Annotated in this window: 7 protein-coding genes; 2 read left to right on the top strand and 5 right to left on the bottom strand. The window is 74.6% G+C overall.

From position 1 onward, the window contains the following. Positions 1-26 precede the first annotated feature (26 nt). From SM793_RS12270 to SM793_RS12255, 4 genes are all read right to left on the bottom strand, one after another. Complete coding sequence (locus tag SM793_RS12270; RefSeq protein ID WP_320438156.1) at positions 27-1,217, bottom strand: cytochrome P450; 1,191 nt, start codon at positions 1,215-1,217, stop codon at positions 27-29. A 130-nt stretch (positions 1,218-1,347) separates the two neighbouring features. Next, positions 1,348-11,031 (bottom strand): non-ribosomal peptide synthetase/type I polyketide synthase, encoded by a 9,684-nt coding sequence (locus SM793_RS12265; RefSeq protein WP_320438155.1) that lies wholly within the window; start codon positions 11,029-11,031, stop codon positions 1,348-1,350. A 210-nt stretch (positions 11,032-11,241) separates the two neighbouring features. Next, positions 11,242-12,120 (bottom strand): sterol desaturase family protein, encoded by an 879-nt coding sequence (locus SM793_RS12260; protein ID WP_320438154.1) that lies wholly within the window; start codon positions 12,118-12,120, stop codon positions 11,242-11,244. A 181-nt stretch (positions 12,121-12,301) separates the two neighbouring features. Further along, positions 12,302-13,348, bottom strand: a complete 1,047-nt coding sequence (locus SM793_RS12255; RefSeq protein WP_320438153.1) for an Lrp/AsnC family transcriptional regulator — start codon at positions 13,346-13,348, stop codon at positions 12,302-12,304. A gap of 137 nt (positions 13,349-13,485) precedes the next feature. Between SM793_RS12255 and SM793_RS12250 the strand changes: the two genes are divergently transcribed. Beyond that, positions 13,486-15,039, top strand: a complete 1,554-nt coding sequence (locus tag SM793_RS12250; RefSeq protein ID WP_320438152.1) for an MFS transporter — start codon at positions 13,486-13,488, stop codon at positions 15,037-15,039. Here SM793_RS12250 and SM793_RS12245 read toward each other — a convergent pair. Continuing rightward, on the bottom strand, positions 14,968-16,377 hold the full coding sequence (locus SM793_RS12245; protein ID WP_320438151.1) for a hypothetical protein: 1,410 nt from the start codon (positions 16,375-16,377) through the stop codon (positions 14,968-14,970). The genes SM793_RS12250 and SM793_RS12245 overlap by 72 nt on opposite strands. Before the next feature lie 168 nt (positions 16,378-16,545). Here SM793_RS12245 and SM793_RS12240 point away from each other — a divergent pair, with 168 nt between their 5' ends. Beyond that, entirely contained in the window at positions 16,546-17,337 is a 792-nt protein-coding gene (locus SM793_RS12240) for a thioesterase II family protein (RefSeq protein ID WP_320438150.1), read from the top strand. Positions 17,338-17,393: the final 56 nt, after the last annotated feature.

The raw sequence follows: 17,393 nt of genomic DNA, 5'->3' as shown, positions 1-17,393 counted from the left end.
CCTGGTGGTGCCGCCCGCGGCGGCGGTCACCAGGCGATCGGGAGCGCCTGGAGGCCGTTCACCATCGAGGCCTCCTTCCAGCGCAGTTCGCGCTCGGGGACGGCCAGCCGCAGGCCGGGCAGGCGGGTCAGCACCCGCTCGATCGCCACCTGGAGCTCCAGCCGGGCGAGGTGCGCGCCGATGCAGTAGTGCACGCCGTGGCCGAAGCCGATGTGCGGGTTGCCCGGCCGGTCGAGGACCAGCCGCTCCGGCTCCTCGAACACCTCCGGGTCCCGGTTGGCGGCGGCGGTCGCGATCATCACCGCCTCGCCGGCGCGGATCACCACCCCGCCCAGCTCGACGTCCGCGGTGGCGTACCGGGGCAGGCTGAAACCGGTGAGCAGCGGCACGTAGCGCATCAGCTCCTCGACCGCCCTGGGGATCAGCTCGGGCCGTTCCCGCAGCCGCGCCAGGTCCTCGGGATTGACCAGCAGCTGGTGGAAGAAGTTGCCGATCTGGTTGGTGGTGGAGACGAAGCCGGCGATCAGCAGGTCGCAGGCGATGGAGAGGAGTTCCTCCTCGCCGATCAGCCGCTGCTCGCGGCAGGCCCGGACCAGCGTGGTGAGGAGGTCGTCGCCCGGCTCGCGACCGCGCAGCTCCAGCACCCCGGCCATGTAGTCGATGAACGCCCGCCCCTCGACCGCGAGCACCTCGCCCGGGGTGACGGCGGAGAGCACCGTCTCCGCCCACTGCCAGAGCATCCGGTGGTCCTCGGCGGGGATGCCGAGCACCTCGCAGATGATGGTGGTCGGCATCGGGATCGCGAAGTCCTCGACCAGGTCGGCCGGGCTGCCCGCGGCGAGGATGCCGTCGAGCAGCTCGTCGGCCAGCTCCCCGGCCCGGATCCGCAGCCGCTCCACCCGGCGGGCGCTGAACTCCTTGGCCACCAGCGAGCGCAGCCGGGTGTGCTCGGGCGGTTCGGTGGAGAACAGGCCGGCGCCGGTGCGGGACACCGGGCGCATCCGGGGCTGGTCCTCGCCCATCGCGGCGGCCAGGCTGAACCTCGGGTCGGCGAGCACCGACCGGACGTCCTCGTACCGGGTGGCCAGCCAGGCGCCGTCGCCGTAGGGCATCCGGATCCGGGCCAGCGGCTGATCGCGCAGCTCGGCGTAGCGGGGGTCGAGTTCGAGGCCGTTGGGCTCGAACGGATAGGTCAGCGGCGGGTGCTGCCGGAGCATGGTCGGATCCGTCTCTCGTGCGGGGGCCGCCTCGCGTGCGGGGACCGTCTCGCGTGCGGCGACCGTCTCTCGTGCGGGGGCTGTCTGTCGTGCGGGGGCGGGCAGGCCCGGGGCCCGCCCGGGGGCCGTCTCAGGACGCATGGGTGGCGGCTCCGGTGAGGATCGACCGGGCGAGCCCGGCGTTGTGGGCGATGAACTCGCGGTCGAGCATCTCGGCATGGGTGCCGAAGCCCTTGAAGACCGCCGTCCGGGTGGCCGAGCTGCCGTGCCAGGCGCCGTCCCGGCCGGCCTCGTACAGCGCCACCTTCTCGTCGTCGGAGATCACGCTGAGCGCGGCGGCGACCACCCCGTGGTTGGGGGTGCGGCTGCAGAACCGCAGGTAGTCCCGGGCCTGTTCGCGGGTCTCCCGGGCGACGGCGGCGGATCCGGTGTGCCGGTGGAGGTGTTCGGCGAGCTCGGTCTCGAAGGCCTGGAGGTGCTCGTCGGCGAGGTCGAAGGACTCCGGGATCCGGTGCGAGTCCATGATCACCACATTGGGCACCGCGCGGCCGCGCCGCTCCAGCTCCTTGGCGACCTCGAAGGCGAGGTTGCCGCCGAGCGAGTAGCCGAGCAGCGCGCACGGGCCCTCCGGCTGGAGCGCCTCGACCAGGTCGGCGTACTGGTCGATCTTGTCGTCCCCCGACACGTAGTTGAAGGCGATCGTGCGGTATTCCGGCAGGTGTGCCGCGAATTGCCGGTACACCAGCCCGTGGCCGCCGGCCGGCGGGAAGCAGAACAGCGTCTGCCGCTGCTCCTGGTTGAAGCCCAGGTAGGGCTGGGCGCCCTCGATCCGGCCGGTGATGATGTGCTCCACGGTCTTCGCCATCCCGTGCAGGGTGGTGACCTTGAACAGCTGGCTGACCGGGATGCTGATGTTGAACTCGGCCTGGAGCCCGTGGATCAGCTCGATCAGTCTGATCGAGGACCCGCCCGACTCGAAGAAGTCGTGCTGGAGGCCCGGCTCCTCGATACCGAGCAGCGCACGCCAGTGATCGGCCATCCGGACCTCGTAGAGGGTGACCGGAGGCTCGGCGGCCTCGGCGGCGTCCGTACGGGGCTCGGGCAGCGCCGCCACGTCCACCTTGCCGTTGGCGGTGAGCGGCAGCGCGGGCAGTTCGGTGAAGTGGGTCGGGATCATGAAGGTCGGCAGCTGCCCGGCCAGGTGGCGGCGCAGCGCCCGGTGGTCGAAGGTCCGGCCGGGCGCCGGTACGCAGTACGCGCAGAGCACGTGCTCGCCGCCGCGGTCCGACCGGACGGTGACCACCGCCCGGGCCAGCTCGGGCCATTCGGCCAGCCGGGTCTCGATCTCGCCCAGCTCGATCCGGTGGCCGCGCACCTTGATCTGGGAGTCGGCCCGGCCGAGCAAATGCACCCCGCCGTCGGCGTCCCAGCGGGCGAGGTCCCCGGTGCGGTAGAGCCGGACCGGCTCGGTGCCGTCGGCGCCGCCGAGCGGCAGGGTGGCGAAGCGCCGCGCGGTCTGCTCCTCGTCGCCGAGGTAGCCGAGCGACACGCCGGAGCCGCCGATCCACAGCTCCCCGGTCACCCCGGGCGGGACCGGCCGCCCCTGGGCGTCGAGCAGGTAGAAGGCGCTGTTCGGGAACGGCCGCCCGATCGGGACCATCCGGCTGGGCTCCAGCCCGTCCGCCGGCCCCTCGAAGTACGCGCTGTCGATGGTGGTCTCGGTGAGCCCGTAGGAGTTGACCAGCCTGGTCCGCGGGCCGCACAGGGCGCCCAGCCGCCGGTACTCCTCGACCTTCCAGACGTCCGAGCCGACCACCAGCAGCCGCATGAACGCCAGGTCCTGCCCGGTGCGTTCGCAGTGGTCCAGCACGGTGCGGACCACCGCCGGGACGAACTCCGCGGCGTCCACCCGTTCGGTGCGCATCACCTCGTACAGCCTGGCGGTGTTGAACAGCAGCTCCCGGCCGACCAGCACCAGGGTGCCGCCGGAGCACAGCGCGCGGACCACGTCGCCGGTGAAGACGTCGAAGGCGGGGCCGGCCATCTGGAGGTGCGTCCGGGCGTCGGTGTCCAAGCGGTACTCGGCCTGCCAGGCCCGGTACGCCGAGGCGAGGTTGCCGTGGGAGACCCGCACCGCCTTCGGCCGCCCGGTGGAGCCGGAGGTGTGGATGACGTAGGCCGGATCGTCGAGGCCCACCGGCACGTCGGCGAAGCCGTCGTCGTCGGTGGAGCCGCCGTCGCCGGTGGACCCGTCGTCGCCGATGGACCCGTCGTCGCCGGTGGAGCCGTCCGCGCCGAGTTCGGCGGTGGTGACCAGCCGGGCCGGCAGCCCGCCGAGCCGCTCGCGGTCGTCGCCGACCAGCAGCCCGGCGCCGGTGTCGCCGACCAGGTACGCCAGCCGCTCCACCGGGTGGCCCGGGTCCAGCGGCAGGTAGGCCGCGCCGGTACGGAGCACCGCGAGCAGCGCCACGATCAGCTCCGGCGACTTCTCCAGGCAGAGCGCGACCACCGTGCCCGGACCGGCGCCGAGCGCCCGCAGCCGGACGGCGGCCCGCCGGGAGCGCCCGGCCAGCTCGCCGTACGTCAGCCGGGCCGTCGGACCGGACTCGGGCGGCACCGCCACCGCGGGCGCCGCCGGGTCGGCCGCCGCCGCGCGCAGCACCAGCTCGTGGACCGGCTCGGCGAACGGCACCCGCCGGTCGGCCCCGCTCCACTCGTGGAGCACCACGGCCCGCTCCCGCTCGCCGAGCAGTTCCAGCCCGGTGGCCGCCCGCTCCGGCCCGGCCGTGGTCAGCGCGTCGAGCAGATTGACGTAGTGGCGCGCCATCCGCGCCGTCGTCGCGGGCAGGAAGAGGTCGGTGTTGTACTTGAAGACGCAGTGGAAGCGGCGCTCCGCCTCGTCCTCGTAGGCGGACAGGGTGAGGTCGAACTGCCCTTCCTCCTCGGGGAGTTCGATGTACTCCAGGTGGTAGCCGTACTTCTCGGTGGCCACCTTGTGGTGCAGCAGGATGAACATCGCCTGGAAGACCGCCGAGCGGCTCGGGTCGTGCTGCAGTCCGAGCTGCTCCACCAGCAGCACGAACGGGTACTCCTGGTGGTCCAGCCCGCCGAGCACGGTGGTCCGCACCCGCTCCAGCAGTTCGGCCACCGTCGGCCCGCCGGCCAGCGAGACGTGCAGCGGCAGCGGGTTGACGAAGTAGCCGTAGACGCCGGCGAACTCCTCGTCGGTGCGGCCCGTGACCGGGCTGCCGACGATGATGTCCTCCTGGCCCGCGTAGGCGTGCAGCAGCAGGTAGTAGGCGCTGAGCAGCACCATGAAGACGGTGACGTTGTGCGCGCGGGCCAGCGCGTGGACCCGGGCGCTGAGCTCCTCGTCCAGGACGAAGAACTCGGAGGCGCCGTTGTGGGTCTGCACCGCCGGACGGGGCTTGTCGGTCGGCAGGCTGAGCAGCGGCACCTCGGCCGGCAGGTGCGAGCGCCAGTACTCCAGCATCCTGGGTGCCTCGCGGCCGGCCAGGAAGGCGTTCTGCCGGTTGAGGAAGTCCAGGTAGCGGGCGGCGACCGGGGGCAGCTCGGGCGCCCGGCCCCGGCGCAGCCCCTCGTAGACGGCCAGCAGCTCCTCGATGAAGGTGAAGGTGGAGATCGCGTCCGAGATGATGTGGTGGACGGCCTTCATGATCACCCAGCGGGCCGGGCCGCGCCGGAACAGCCGGAACCGCACCAGCGGGTCCCGCTCCAGGTCGTACGGCCGGCGGTACTCGCGGACGATCATCGCGTGGATGTCGTCCCAGGCCAGGTGCTCGACGTCGAAGACGTCGAAGTCCGGCTCCACCTCGGCGGAGATCCGCTGCACCGCCCGGCCGCCGTCGAGCACGAAGTTCGCCCGCAGGCTCGGGTGGCGCTCGACCATCGCCCGGAAGGCCACCGCCATCAGCTCGGGCTCCAGCTCCACCCGCACCTCGACCGCGCCGCCGATGTTGTAGGCGAAGCCGTCCGGGTTGAGCTGCTTCAGGAACCAGAGCGCCTTCTGGTTGTGGGTCAGCGGATGGGCGGACTCGTCCTCGTAGCGCTCGACCGCGACCCCCGGACCGGCGGGCTCCTCGTCCAGCAGCTCGGTCAGCGACTCGTGCAGCCGGGCGACCAGCTCGGCCACCGGTGCGTTCCCGAGCAGCGCCACCACCGGGAGGGTGACCCCCAGCTCGCCGCTCAGCCGGGCCCGCAGCTCCATCGCCAGCAGCGAGTCCAGACCGAGGCCGCCGAGGCCGGCGGCCGGGTCGATCCGGTCGGCCGGCACCCTCAGTACGGTGGCGGCCAGCTCGGTGAACAGCTCGGTGAGCAGCGCCCGCCGCTCCTCCTCGCCGGCCGTCCGCAGGGTGTCGAGCAGACCGGTCCGCTCGACGGTCGGGGCGGACTCCCGGGCGGCCGCGGCGAGTTCGGTCACCAACGGCGGCGGGGCCGGGTACCAGGAGAGGAAGACCGGCCAGTCGACCACGGTGGCCACCAGCAGCTGGGCCCGGTCCTGGCCGAGCACCCGCTCCAGCACGGCCATACCCGTCTCCGGGGCGAGCGAGCTCATGCCCCGGCTGTGCCGGTAGTGGTCGATCAGGCCGAGCTCCTCGATCATCCCGGTGGCCCACGGGCCCCAGTCCAGGCTCAGCGCGGGCAGGCCGAGCGCGCGGCGGTGATGGGCGAGGGCGTCCAGGAAGGCGTTGCCGGCGGCGTAGTTGGTCTGGCCGGCGGTGGTCAGCAGGGAGGCGATCGAGGCGAACAGCACGAAGTGGTCGATCGGCTCCCCGGCCAGCTGCCGGTGCAGGGCGAACGCGCCGAGCACCTTGGGGCCGTACACGGTGTCGAAGGCCGACCGGTCCAGCTCGCCCACCAGGGTGTCCCTGACCTGCCCGGCGAGGTGGAAGACGCCCCGGACCGGCGGCCGGTCCAGCCGGCGGTACTCGGCCAGCCAGGCGGCCAGCGCGGGCTCGTCGGTGACGTCCAGCGCGGCCGGGACGACCTCGGCACCGAGCTCCTCCAGCTCGCGCAGGAAGGCCGCCCGCTGCCCGTCGCGGCTCTCCGGGTCGAGCGTCCGCCACTGCTCGCGCGGCGGCGGTGTGCTGCGTCCGAGCAGGATCAGCCGCCGGGCGCCGCGCTTCACCAGCGTGCGGCAGAGCAGCTGCCCGAGCGCCCCGAACGCGCCGGTCACCAGGTAGGCGCCGTCCGCCCGCAGCCGCGGCGCCAGCGGGCGGCTGAGCCCCTCGGCGGTCCGGAGCCGGCTGGTCAGCCGCCGGCCGCCGCGCAGCGCGATCTCGTCCTCGTCGGCCAGCGCGAACTCGCGCAGCAGCGCCTCGGCCTCCGCGTCCGCCGCCTCCGCGTCCGCCGCCTCCGCGTCCGCCGCCTCGGCGGCTGTGCCTGCGCCGGTGGCTGTGGCAGTTCCGGTGCCGGTGGCTGTGCCAGTTCCGGTGGCGGTGGTGCGGGCGGGGAGGTCGACGAGTTTGCCCTGATGGGTGGGGAGTTCCTGGTGCCGCAGGACCCGGGTGATGCCCCAGGCCGGGGCGGCGAGGGGCTCGACGGGCTCGCCGGGGGCGGTGGCCTGCGCGGCCCGGGTGACCACATGGAGGCGGCAGTCGGGGAGTTCGCCCGCCAGCAGGGCGGCGAGCGTGACCAGGCTGTAGGCGCCGGGGGCGGTGTGGCCGGCCACGGTGGCGGGGTCGGCGGTGGCGAGCCCGGGGCGGTCGAGGTTCCACAGGTGGACCACGGCGGCCGGGTCGGGGAAGCCCTCGGCCCGCCGGGCGGCGAGCAGCCGGGCCAGGTCCTCGGCCGAGCCGGGCTCCACGGTGGCCGGGAGGCCGTCGGCGGCGGCCCGGTAGCCGGTGCCGGGGCGGATCCGCAGGCAGCTGCCGCCGCGCGCGGCGATCCGCTCGGCCAGGGCGTCCGCGACCCCGCCGCCGTCGGCGAACAGCAGCCAGTGGTCGGGGTGTTCGGCCAGCAGGTCCGGGGCGTCACCGGCGGCCGGCAGCTCCGTCCAGGCCGGTTCGGCGAGCCAGCCGTCGATGGTGCCGAGGCCGACCGCGGTGGCGGCCCGCTCGACGTCGGCGGCCCGGAAGCCGGTGATCCCGCCGAGCGGCGCGCCCTCCTCCTCGTACACCGCGAGGTCGCCGAGGAGTTCGGCACCGGCGTCCCGGGTGATGGTGGCGTGCACCCAGAGCGGGCGGTCGCCGACCGCGTCCAGCCGGACCTCCGCGATCGCCACCGGCAACCGGATCCCCCGGCCGTCCGCCGGGCGGCCGGCCAGCAGCTGGGGCGTCAGCAGGGTCTGGAAGAAGGCGTCCATCACCACCGGGTGCACCTGGTGGTGCTCGCCCTGCCCGGCGACCCGGGCGGGCGGGCGGATCCGGGCGAGTGCCTCGCCGGGGCCGATCCAGACCTCCTCGATGCCCTGGAAGGCGGGGCCGTAGTGGTAGCCGAGCGCGGCGAGCCCGGCGTAGCAGTCCGGCCCGGCGAGCCGGCGCGACGCCCGCCCGCGGACCGCCTCCGCGTCCAGCGGCCGGCCGGGCCGCCGGCGCTGGCCGGGACGGACGGTGCCGACGGCGTGCACGGTGCGCTCGCGGCCCTCGCCGGTGGCGACGGTGAAGGCGCCCTGCTCGGCGCAGAGGGTGAGCCGGACGGCGCGGCTCTCGTCGTCCGGCAGCAGCAGGGCCTTGCGCAGCTCGATGTCGGCCAGGGCGGCGTCCGTCCCGCCGGTGAGCGCGCGGACCGCCTGGACGGCCATCTCCAGATAGCCCGCGGCCGGGAACACCACGTCGCCCTGGATCCGGTGGTCCTCCAGATAGGGCAGGGCCTCGGCGTCCAGCCGGGCCTCCCAGGCCGGTTCGGCCCCGGGCAGCCGGCGGCCGAGCAGCGGGTGGTCGACCAGCCCCTGCCGGACCTCGGCGACCGCCCTCGGCTCCACCCAGTGCCGGTCGCGCCGGAACGGGTAGCGGGGCAGCGGGACGATCCGCCCGGCGGGCTGGAGCACCGACCAGTCGACCTCGACGCCGAGGTTGTGGAGCGCGGCCAGCGAGGCGGTGAAGGTGGCCTGCTCGTCCTCCTGGCGGCGGATCGAGGGCAGCGTCCGCGGCTCGGGCCGGTCGGCCGTGCCCGGGTGGGCCTCCACGGTCTCCTGGATCGAGCGGCCGAGCACCGGGTGCGGGCCGATCTCCAGGAACAGGCCGTAGCCGTCGTCGGCGAGCCGCTCCACGGCCTGCCGGAAGCGGACGCTGTCGCGGACGTTGTGCCACCAGTACCCGGCGTCCAGCTCGGTGCCGCGCGCGGTGCCCTCGCGGCCGGTGAGGTAGAGCGGGGTCTGCACCGGGCGGGCCTTGATGTCGGCGAGCGACTCCAGCAGCTCGTCCTTGATCAACTCCATTCGGGCGCTGTGGTACGGGACTTCGACGGTCAGCGGCCGGGCGAAGACCTGCTCGGCGGTGAGCGCGGCGGCCAGTTCGGCGAGGGCGGGGGCGTCTCCGGCGAGGGTGAGCGCGGTGGGGCTGTTCACGGCGGCGACCGAGACCGCGCTCCCGTACGGGCGGATCCGGCGCAGCGCCTCGGCCTCGGTGAGCGAGACCGCGAGCATGCCGCCGGTGCCGGCCAGTTCCTGCTGGAGCCGGCTGCGGTGGAACACCACCTTGACCGCGTCGGCGAGGTCGTAGACACCGGCCTCGTAGAAGGCGGCGACCTCGCCGGTGGAGTGGCCGACGATCGCGTCCGGCCGCACGCCCCGGCTGCGCCAGAGCGCGGCCAGGCCGGTCTGGACGGCGAAGTTGGCGGGCTGGGCGAGCCAGGTCTCGGCCATCCGGGAGTCCGCCTCGTCGGCGGTGAGCTCGTCGATCAGGGACCAGCCGGCCAGCTCGGCGAGGTGCTCGGCGCACGACTCGACGGCCTCCCGGTAGACCGGTTCGGTGGCGAGGAGCCGGCGGCCCATCGCCCACCACTGCGGGCCCATCCCGGTGAAGACCCAGGCGAGTCGGCGGTGCCGGGCCTCACGGCGGTGGCCGGTGAGGACCCGGGGGTGCGGTTCGCCGCGCAGATGGGCGGTGAGTGCCTCGTCGAGCGAGGCGCGGGCGGCGTGCTCGCGGGCGTCGTAGACGACCGAGAGCCGGGCGTCGTGGTGCTGGCGGCGGTGGGCGAGGGTGTGGCCGAGGTCCGCCGGGCGGGCCGGACTGCCGCCGCGGACGCCGGCCAGTTCGGCCTGGACGCCGGCCGCGAGTTCGGGCAGGGCGGCTGCCTCCCTGGCGGTCAGCGGCAGCACCGTCCAGAGCGGCCTCCCCGCGGCCGGTCCGTGCTCGGTGGTCCCGGCAGCGGCGGTGGCGTCGGCGGCGGCGGCGTCGGCGTCGGCAGCGGTGGTGGTGGCAGTGGCGGTGGCGTCGGCCGGCGCGGGTACGGGGGCCGGTGACGGCTCCGGCGCGGCCTCCAGCAGGACGTGGGCGTTGGTACCGCCGAAGCCGAAGGAGTTGACCCCGGCCCGGGCCGGGCCCTCGTGGGCCGGCCAGGGGGTGACCTCGGTGGGGATCTCGAACGGCAGGGCGGCCGGGTCGATCGCCGGGTTGAGCCGCTCCAGATTGATGTGCGGCGGCACGGTCCGGTGCTTGAGGGCGAGCGCGGTCTTGATCAGCCCGGCCAGCCCGGAGGCCGACTCGGTGTGCCCGATGTTGGTCTTGACCGAGCCGACGTAGCACTTGTCGCCCGGGCGGCGCCCGACGGCGAGGGCCCGGGCCAGGGCGCCCGCCTCGATCGGGTCGCCGACCGGGGTGGAGGTGCCGTGCGCCTCGACGTACTGGAGGCTGCCGGGGACGATCCCGGCCTCGGCGCAGACCCGCTCGATCAGGGTGACCTGGGCATCCGGGTTGGGCACGGTGATGCCGTTGGTGCGGCCGTCCTGGTTGACTCCGCTGCCGATGACGACGGCGTGGACCGGGTCGCCGTCGCGCAGCGCGTCGGAGAGCCGTTTGAGCGCGACCACCGCGACGCCCTCGGCCCGGACGTAGCCGTCGGCCGCCGCGTCGAAGGTGCGGGAGCGGCCCTGCGGGGAGAGGAAGCCGCCCTTGGTCTCCGCGATCGTGTACTGCGGGGCGATGTGCAGCAGGGTGCCACCGGCCAGGGCGAGGTCGGTCTCGCCGCGTTGCAGGCTCTGCACGGCGAGGTGGACGGCGACCAGGGAGGAGGAGCAGGCGGTGTCGAGGGAGACGCTGGGGCCGCGGAAGTCGAAGCAGTGCGAGATGCGGTTCGACACCATCGTCATCATGGTGCCGGTGGCGGTGTGCGCGGCGAGGGTGTCGAAGGAGAGGTCCGAGAACTGGACGATCTTGTAGTCCAGGGTGAACGCGCCGACGTAGACGCCGACCTCACGGCCGGCCAGTTCGGCCGGCTTCTGTCCGCCGTCCTCCAGCGCCTCCCAGGCCACCTCCAGCAGCTTCCGCTGCTGCGGGTCCATGTGGTCGGCCTCCCGGCCGCTGATGCCGAAGAACGCCGGGTCGAACTCGTCGAAGCCGTCGATGTAGCCGCCCCGGCCGCCGACCAGCCGGCCGGGCTTGGCCTTGTCCCGGCTGCCGAGGGTGGCGACGTCGTAGCGGCTGCGCGGGGTCGGGGTGATGCAGTCCTTGCCGTCGAGGAGGTTCTGCCAGTAGGAGCGGTGGTCGCTCGCCCCGCCCGGCAGGCGGCAGCCGATCCCGATGATCGCGATCTTCTCCCGTCCGGTGCCTGGCGCGGCCGAGGGGCCGCCGGGGACGGGGCGTTCGGAGGGTTCGAGGAGGTCCGGGGAGGTGACGAAGCGGGAATCCGTCATAGGAGTCGAGTCCTTGGGTCGCTGCGTTCGCGCGCGCGGGCGGGCTGCGGGAGCGCCGCGCGCGCCGGGGGAAAGCGGCCGCGCGCCGGGTTCCGGGCAGGCCGGAAGCCGGGTCGGCCGCAGGGGCGAGCCGGTCGGGAGGGGGAACTGGGACAGAGCGGGGGCGGGAGGGGGCGGGACGGTGGTCGGTGGTGGCGGGACGGGGGCGGCTCAGGCGGTACCGGTCGGGGACCGCTCGGCCCGGGCGGGGCGGCGCCAGGCCTGGAGGTGGCTCGCGACCACCCGGCCGGTGGCGGGGAAGTCGGCCGGGTTCGCCAGCCCCACGGCGAGCGGCCGGCGGCCGGGCCGCCAGGTGAAGCTGCCGAACGCGTGGTCCCACAGCGACAGGTCGGAGCCGTAGTGCCCGGCCTCCGCCAGATCGGTGCTGTGGTGCAGGCGGTGCTGCTCGGGACCGGCGAGCACGTGGTTGAGCGGGCCGATCCGGACATCGATGTTGGCGTGCACGAAGTACCCCTGGGCGACGACGAACAGGCCCACCACGAACACCGTCGGCAGCGAGAACCCGGCCGCGGCCAGCGCGAGCTGGACGGCGCCCTGGGTGAGCAGCACGTCCAGCAGGTGGTTGACCCCGTTGTTGCCGACGTTCACCTTGTCGGGCACGTGGTGGACCCCGTGCAGCCGCCAGAGCAGCGGACTGGTGTGGCACCAGCGGTGGACCAGGTAGTTGGCCAGCGATCCGAGCAGCAGGGCGGCCGGGATCTCCACCCAGGGCGGCAGTGCCGACCGGGGCGGGGCCAACCAGCCGACGAGGGCCGCCACGGGCACCTGGGAAAGTGCCCCGCCGATCATCGTCAGCAGGAAGTAGACGCCGTACCAGCCCCACTCGCGCGCACTCGGGAACCATTCCGGTTCGTACGGAATCAAACGTTCGAGCAGCGCCATGAAAGCGATCACGCCGAGCAGGAAGAGCTGGTTCACCCGGTCGAGGTCCCAGCGCAGACGCAGGGCCGCGACGGCTATCCCCACCAGGGCGACCAGCAGGAACGGGTAGGCGACGTGGCGCAGCACGGTTCGAAGCTGCTCACCCATGACGGCCCCCTTCGCTGTCCGCGGCCGAACAGTCACCAAAAGTGTTCGTTCAGATACTAAGGGTGCTCCGAAGACATGGCGAGGCATTTTCGAGGAGAATCGAGAAATTCTCGATTTGTCTGATGATCTGTAGACAAATAATTGGTCAGAAGTCGCGACGATCCGGGCAGGGACAAGGCTTTTACGGATTGTTCGATGACGGAATCATCATCCCGGCACGTTTGACGCTTCGGAGCAGCGGAGCCGTCTCCACCGCGACCACTCCCTCCAGTTCGCCCAGCCCCTGCGTCAGGTAGTCGTAGAACGCCCCGGTGTCCCGGCAGACCAGCCCCGCCACCAGGTTGCTCGGCCCGGTGGTCGCCGCCACGAAGCCCACCTCCGGGTGCCGGGCCATCGCCCGGCCGACCGCCGCCAGCCGCCCGGGCGCGACCGTCAGCCAGCAGAACGCCTCCACCTCGAAGCCGAGCGGGCGGGGGTCCACGTCCACGTCGAGGAAGAGCAGCCCGCCGTCGATCAGCGCGGCCAGTCGTCGGCGCACCGTCGTCTCCGGGCTCGCCGACCCGGCCGCCAGGGCGGCCAGCGAGGCCCGCCCGTCCACCGCGAGCGCCGCCAGCAGCGCCCGGTCCAGCTCGTCCAGACCGCCCGGCCCGCCCGAGCTGCCCGAGCTGCCCGAGCTGCCCGGCCCGCCCGGCCCGCCCGCGGCATTCGGGGCGTCCGGCCCGGTTCCCGCCGCGGCGCGGAGCCGGCCGATCTGGTCCTCGGTCAGCGCCGAGGTCCGCCCGCTCCACGCCACCTGGCCGCCGACGTAGGTGCGCAGCAGGTAGTGCGCGGAGAGCGACAGCACCCGCGGGCTCCGGGGCAGGGCGCCGAGCAGCAGTTCCTCGCGCTCCGGCCGCAGCCGCGCGCGGGCGTTGCAGACGATCTCGCCGCCGGACAGCAGGCTCACCCAGGAGGTGTCCGACCGCCGCGCCAGCGCCTCGGCGAGCGGGGCGGCGGCGTCCGGCACGCACCGGATCCGGGTCAGCCAGTCGACCTGGCCGAGCAGCCGGGCGTCGGTCCGCCCCACCACCCGCACCACCCCGGCGGCGCGCAGCCGCTGGTAGCGGCGGGCGACCGTCTGGTCGGACACCCCGAGCACATCGGCGATCCGCCGGAACGGCGCCCGGCCGTCCACTTGCAGGGCGTGCAGCAGCGCCCGGTCCAGTCCGTCCAGCGTCACGGTTTCCACCAGCCGGATGGTAGACGGTGTCGAGATCCACCGGAACCACCCCCGTGGGCGGCGCGACAGCGGCCGTCGGACCGAGAGTGACGGGGCGTCCGGCCGAAGCGGCCGGGCGCGGACGGGAACGAGCGAGGGGAACGGGGATGCGCAAATGGGGACCGCTGGTCGCGGTCTGTCTCGGGGTGTTCATGCTGCTGACCGATGTCAGCATCGTGATCGTGGCCCTGCCGGACATCGGCGCCGGGCTGGACATCGACTTCGACGGCCTGCAGTGGGTGCTCGACGGCTACGCGCTGGCGCTGGCCGCGCTGCTGCTCGGTCTCGGCGCCCTCGCCGACCGGGTGGGCCGCCGGCGGGTGTACACGGTGGGCCTGGTGGTGTTCGCACTCGCCTCGCTGGCCTGCGGCCTCGCCCCGGACGGCGCCACCCTGGTGGGAGCGCGGATCGTCCAGGCGGGCGGCGGCGCGGCGATGTTCGCCACCGCGATGGCGCTGCTCAACCTCTCCTACCGGGGCCGCGACCGGGCGGTGGCCTTCGGCGTCTGGGGCTCCGTCAGCGGCGCGGCGGCGGCCGTCGGGCCGGTGGCCGGCGGCCTGCTCACCGAGTACCTGGGCTGGCGGTCGATCTTCCTGGTGAACCTGCCGCTCGCGCTCGCCGCCGTCGTGCTGGCCCGGCGGACGCTGCCGGAGTCCCGCGACCCCGGCGCCCGGCGGCTCGACCTGCCCGGCGCCGCGGCCTTCACCGTCGCGGCCGGGGCGGCCGTGCTGGGGCTGATCCGCGGCGGGACGGACGGCTGGACCTCGCCCGCCGTGCTGGCATCGAGCACCGCCGCGGTGGTGGCGCTCACCGTGTTCGTGCTGGTCGAACGGCGCAGCCCGCACCCGCTGCTGGCGCCCGCACTGCTGCGCCGGCCGGCCTTCACCGGAGTCCTGCTGTGCGGCGCCGTCTACTCGGCCACCGCCTTCTCCGGTCTGCCCTACATCTCGCTGTGGCTGCAGTCGGTGCTCGGCCTCGGCCCGATGGCCGCCGGGCTCACCCTGCTGCCGATGAGCGTCGTCGCCTTCGCCGTCCCGGCACTGGCGGGCCGCCGGCTCGCCGCGCTGCCGGTCGCGGTGCCGCTGGCCGGCGGCCTGGCCGTGATCGGGCTGGGCACGCTGCTGCAGGGCGCCCTGGACGGTTCCTCGGGCTGGGCCGCCCTGCTGCCCGGCCTCGCCCTGACCGGCCTCGGGATCGGTGCGGTCAGCCCGGTCCTGGCGTCCGCCGCGATGGCGGCCGTCCCGCCCGAGCGCGGCGGCATGGCCGGCGGCGCCCTCAACACCTTCCGGCAGCTCGGCCAGGCGCTCGGCATCGCCGTCCTCGGGCTCGTCCTGCACGGGGGCCTGCGCGACGCCCTGGCCGGGCACCCGGCGGCCGGGCCCGACCCGGAGGCCACCGCCGGCGCGCTGGCCTCCGGCCGGCCCCCGGCCGGGCTGCCCGGGGAACTGCTCCGGACCGCCTTCGCCACCGGCCTCGACCGCACCCTGCTGGCCGCCGGCCTCACCGCCCTGGCGGGCGCCGCGCTGGTCGCGGTGCTGCTGCGGCGCCGGCCGGAGGCGGCGGGCCCGACGGCACGGGGCGCGGCGACCTCAGCGGACGGTCAGGCGCCAGCTCGCCTCGCCGAAGTCGCAGGAGACCGCCACCAGGTCGCCCGGTCGTAGCGCCACCGGCTCCCCGCCCAGGCTGCGGAACAGGCCGGGGCGGGCGCCGGTGCTGCCGAGCGGCTTCAGCCGTTCGTCCAGGACGGTTGCCGTCACTCCCCCGCGGTTCCGGCGCCCGGTCGCCACCGTCAGCCGGCCTGGGGCACCGGTCCAGCGGACCACCTCGCACCCCAGGCCGGTGAGCTTCCGGGCGAAGGCGGGAACCACCGCGAGCGGCACCACCTCCAGCCGCCAGCGGCCGGAACCGTCCACCCCGATCGGCGCCGGACCGTGCGGCCCCGCCGGGCCGCCGATCGGCACCGCGCCGCACCACTCCCCGGGTCGGCTGCGGCTCGCGCGGATCCGCCGGCCCCCTGACTCGATCGTCACGTACAACGAACGCTCCGCCAGGGTCCAGACCCGCAGCACCGCCGGCGGCCCGGTGTAGGCCAGCACGTCGTTCCCGACGCCGTCCGCCCGGTCGGCCAGCTCCCGGGCCTCCTCGATCGGCAGCAGCTCCAGCCGCCAACTTCCCCGGGCGCCGGACACGTCGACCCGGAGCGGTCCGAGCGCCCGCCGGGCCGGCTCGGTCTGCAGCAGCAGCCGCTGGACGCCGTCGCGCGTAGAGACGTAGACGTAGCCGTGGTCCAGCCCCCGGCCGCCGTGGTCCGTCAGCTCCAGCCGGACGCTCCCCCACTCCGGCTCCTCCGCGGTCCCGACCTCCAGCAGGGCGGGGCGCGTCCCGTCGGGCCACTCGAACACCTCGCGGCGGTCCCCGATGCCGTACCGCACCGTCTCCGTCGACGGCGGCAGGTCCGCCGGACGGCCGGTGAGGGACCAGCTCTCCCCCTGCTCGACCACCAGCACCTGCGGGCCCTCCAGCAGCAGGGTCCAGTCGTTCGACCGGTACAGGCGCCCGAACCGCTCGCCGGTCGCCAGCACCTCCCGACCACCGGCCGCCGTGTGCCGGACCAGCCGGAACAGCTGGATGTCCTCCGCCGAGGAGTAGTGCGTGACGTCCACGACCGCAGTGCCGCCCGGGTGGACGAGCACCCGCGGGCCGTCGCCGGTGACCGACCCGACCGACCCGACCTCCGCCGGATCGTGGAGCCGCAACTGCCACCGGTGTACGCCGTGCACGGTGATCCGGCGCAGCTCCTCCTGCCGTGCCGGGGGGACCAGCACGCTCCAGGCGCCCTTGCCCCGGTACAGCTCGGTGCCGTCCGCCCCGCCCGCGCGCACGGTGATCGCGGACAGCCCGTCCACCGTCACGGTCAGCACCACCGTCCGGGCCGGGCTCGGGTAGTCGACCTCCACCGTCCGCCCGTCCCGGCCGGTCCACTCCGCCGGTTCCCCCATGCGACCTCCCCCTCCGACGGCAGTCTCGTCACCGGGCGGCGACGGGCACCACCCCGTACACGTCACAACCCCGCGACACCACACCGGGGCCGGACCGATATGGCGGGGATATAGGCGCGGGCGGAACCGTGGTCAGGACGCCCGCTCCCTCGGTCCCGAAGGACGCCCATGACCGACTCCGCAGCCCGGTGGTTCCGCTCCTACCGCGCGACCGCCGCACCGAGCTGCCGCCTGGTGTGCTTCCCGCACGCCGGTGGTGCCCCGACCGCCTACCGGGACTGGGCCCGCTCGCTGCCCGCCGACATCGAGGTGCTGGCGGCCTGCTACCCGGGGCGGCAGGACCGGATCGGCGAGCCCTTCGCGGCCTCCGTGCACGCGATGGCCGACGGGATCGCCGGTGCCCTGCAGCCGTTGGCGGACGTGCCGCTGGCGCTGTTCGGGCACAGCATGGGCTCGGTCGTCGCCCATGAGGTGGCACTGCGGCTGGACTCCGAGTACGGGATCCAGCCGCTGCGGATCTTCGTCTCCGGCTCGGAGCCGCCGCACCTGCGGGTCCGCGAGACCCAGGCCGAGAGCGACGCCGACTTCCTCGACGAGCTGCGGCAGCTCGGCCACTCCTCGCTCACCGCGATCGAGGACCCGATGCTGCTGGAGCTGGTGCTGCCGAGCATCCGGGCCGACTACCGGCTCTCCGCCGACTACCGGGCGGTGCCCGACGCGCCCCGGCACCGCGCGCCGATGGTGGCGTACGCGGGCGCCGAGGACGAGGGCTGCCCCTCCGAGGTGCTGGCCGCGTGGTCGGACTACACCGGCGGCGCCTTCGAGATGCGGATCCTGCCCGGCGACCACTTCTACCTCCAGGCCCAGGAGCAGCAGCTGCTCGCCCATGTGAACGGCCACCTCCAGTCGGACCTGCGGCTCCACCGCGTCCTGGGCGCGGCCCGCCGCCGTACCGCCTGACCTGCTCCTGCTCCTGCCCCTGCCCCTGCCCCTGCCCCTGCTCCGCACCCGCACCC

The sequence above is a fragment of the Kitasatospora purpeofusca genome, assembly GCF_034043715.1.
In the GTDB taxonomy this organism is placed as follows: domain Bacteria; phylum Actinomycetota; class Actinomycetes; order Streptomycetales; family Streptomycetaceae; genus Kitasatospora; species Kitasatospora purpeofusca_A.
This window is presented reverse-complemented; position numbering and strand designations above follow the sequence as displayed.

Coding starts and splice junctions, on each gene's coding strand:
- SM793_RS12265 (WP_320438155.1), bottom strand. CDS start 11,031: ATGACGGATTCCCGCTTCGTCACCTCCCCGGACCTCCTCGAACCCTCC.
- SM793_RS12240 (WP_320438150.1), top strand. CDS start 16,546: ATGACCGACTCCGCAGCCCGGTGGTTCCGCTCCTACCGCGCGACCGCC.
- SM793_RS12260 (WP_320438154.1), bottom strand. CDS start 12,120: ATGGGTGAGCAGCTTCGAACCGTGCTGCGCCACGTCGCCTACCCGTTC.
- SM793_RS12245 (WP_320438151.1), bottom strand. CDS start 16,377: ATGGGGGAACCGGCGGAGTGGACCGGCCGGGACGGGCGGACGGTGGAG.
- SM793_RS12250 (WP_320438152.1), top strand. CDS start 13,486: ATGCGCAAATGGGGACCGCTGGTCGCGGTCTGTCTCGGGGTGTTCATG.
- SM793_RS12270 (WP_320438156.1), bottom strand. CDS start 1,217: ATGCTCCGGCAGCACCCGCCGCTGACCTATCCGTTCGAGCCCAACGGC.